Raw genomic sequence first — 2673 nt, 5'->3', positions numbered from 1 at the left:
GGAAGGAATCTGTTCCCTCAAAACTGCATAACGAATCATTCGGATGAATACGAGACGCTTTCCTTTGCGTTGGATAAGCCCTCGACCGATTAGTATCTGTCAGCTTCACGTGTCGCCACGCTTCCACCTCAGACCTATCAACCTTGTCATCTTCAAGGGGTCTTACTCGCTTGCGCGATGGGAAATCTCATCTTGAGGGGGGCTTCATGCTTAGATGCTTTCAGCACTTATCCCGTCCACACGTAGCTACCCAGCGATGCTCCTGGCGGAACAACTGGTACACCAGCGGTGTGTCCATCCCGGTCCTCTCGTACTAAGGACAGCTCCTCTCAAATTTCCTGCGCCCGCGACGGATAGGGACCGAACTGTCTCACGACGTTCTGAACCCAGCTCGCGTACCGCTTTAATGGGCGAACAGCCCAACCCTTGGGACCTACTCCAGCCCCAGGATGCGATGAGCCGACATCGAGGTGCCAAACCTCCCCGTCGATGTGGACTCTTGGGGGAGATAAGCCTGTTATCCCCAGGGTAGCTTTTATCCGTTGAGCGACGGCCCTTCCATACGGCACCGCCGGATCACTAAGCCCGACTTTCGTCCCTGCTCGACTTGTAGGTCTCGCAGTCAAGCTCCCTTTTGCCTTTGCACTCTGCGAATGATTTCCAACCATTCTGAGGGAACCTTTGGGCGCCTCCGTTACTGTTTAGGAGGCGACCGCCCCAGTCAAACTGCCCGCCTGACACTGTCCCTGGACCGGATCACGGTCCGAGGTTAGAATGTTCGTACAGCAAGGGTAGTATCCCACCAGCGCCTCCACCGAACCTGGCGGTCCGGTTTCCAAGGCTCCTACCTATCCTGTACAAGCTGTACAAACATCCAATATCAAGCTGCAGTAAAGCTCCATGGGGTCTTTCCGTCCTGTCGCGGGTAACCTGCATCTTCACAGGTATTATAATTTCACCGGGTCTCTCGTTGAGACAGTGCCCAAGTCGTTGCACCTTTCGTGCGGGTCGGAACTTACCCGACAAGGAATTTCGCTACCTTAGGACCGTTATAGTTACGGCCGCCGTTTACTGGGGCTTCAATTCGGAGCTTCTCCCCGAAGGGATAACCCCTCCTCTTAACCTTCCAGCACCGGGCAGGTGTCAGCCCCTATACTTCGCCTTACGGCTTCGCAGAGACCTGTGTTTTTGATAAACAGTCGCTTGGGCCTATTCACTGCGGCTTCCGCAGGCTTGCACCCGCAGAAGCACCCCTTCTCCCGAAGTTACGGGGTCATTTTGCCGAGTTCCTTAACGAGAGTTCTCCCGAGCGTCTTAGAATTCTCATCCCACCTACCTGTGTCGGTTTACGGTACGGGCACCTCAACCCTCGCTAGAGGCTTTTCTTGGCAGTGTAGGATCGGGAACTTCGGTACTAAAATTTCCCTCGCCATCACCGTTCAGCCTTTCGATGGACGGATTTGCCTATCCATCAGCCTTGCGGCTTGGACGCGCTATTCCAGCAGCGCGCTTACCCTACCTTACTGCGTCCCCCCATCACTCAAACGGGAAGGAGGTGGTACAGGAATTTCCACCTGTTTTCCATCGCCTACGCCTTTCGGCCTCGGCTTAGGGCCCGACTAACCCTGAGCGGACGAACCTTCCTCAGGAAACCTTAGGTTTTCGACGGAAGGGATTCTCACCCTTCTTTTCGTTACTCATACCGGCATTCTCACTTCAAAGCGCTCCACCGGTCCTCACGATCCGGCTTCTCTGCCCTTTGAACGCTCCCCTACCACGTCCGCGTAAGCGGACATCCACAGCTTCGGTGATACGTTTAGCCCCGGTACATTTTCGGCGCAGAGTCACTCGACTAGTGAGCTATTACGCACTCTTTCAATGGTGGCTGCTTCTAAGCCAACATCCTAGTTGTCTAAGCAACTCCACATCCTTTTCCACTTAACGTATACTTAGGGACCTTAGCTGGTGGTCTGGGCTGTTTCCCTCTCGACTACGGATCTTAGCACTCGCAGTCTGACTCCCGGAAAACAAGTCACTGGCATTCGGAGTTTGACTGAATTCGGTAATCCTGTAGGGACCCCTCGTCCAATCAGTGCTCTACCTCCAGGACTCTTTCTTCCGAGGCTAGCCCTAAAGCTATTTCGGGGAGAACCAGCTATCTCCGGGTTCGATTGGCATTTCACCGCTACCCACCCCTCATCCCCGCAATTTTCAACTTGCGTGGGTTCGGGCCTCCAGCAGGTGTTACCCTGCCTTCACCCTGGAGATGGGTAGATCACCCGGTTTCGGGTCTACGACCGCATACTCATACGCCCTGTTCAGACTCGCTTTCGCTGCGGCTCCGCGTCTTCCGCTTAACCTTGCATACGATCGTAACTCGCCGGTTCATTCTACAAAAGGCACGCCGTCACCCATAAACGGGCTCCGACTACTTGTAGGCACACGGTTTCAGGATCTCTTTCACTCCCCTTCCGGGGTGCTTTTCACCTTTCCCTCACGGTACTGGTTCACTATCGGTCACTAGGGAGTATTTAGCCTTGGGAGATGGTCCTCCCGGATTCCGACGGGATTTCTCGTGTCCCGCCGTACTCAGGATCCACTCCGGAGGAAACAACGTTTCGACTACCGGGCTCTTACCGTGTCTCGCGGGCCGTTCCAGACCGCTTCATCTAC

General features: G+C 54.8%; 1 rRNA gene. It reads right to left on the bottom strand.

Annotated features, from left to right (window positions below):
- Positions 1-69: 69 nt before the first annotated feature.
- Positions 70-2673: ribosomal RNA gene (locus tag LOR49_RS17280) — 23S ribosomal RNA — on the bottom strand; the annotation flags it as partial.

Source organism: Bacillus piscicola, assembly GCF_022458745.1.
GTDB lineage: Bacteria > Bacillota > Bacilli > Bacillales > Marinococcaceae > Alteribacillus_A > Alteribacillus_A piscicola.
Note: the sequence above shows the minus strand (reverse complement) of the source record. Positions and strands in the feature narration are given on the sequence as shown.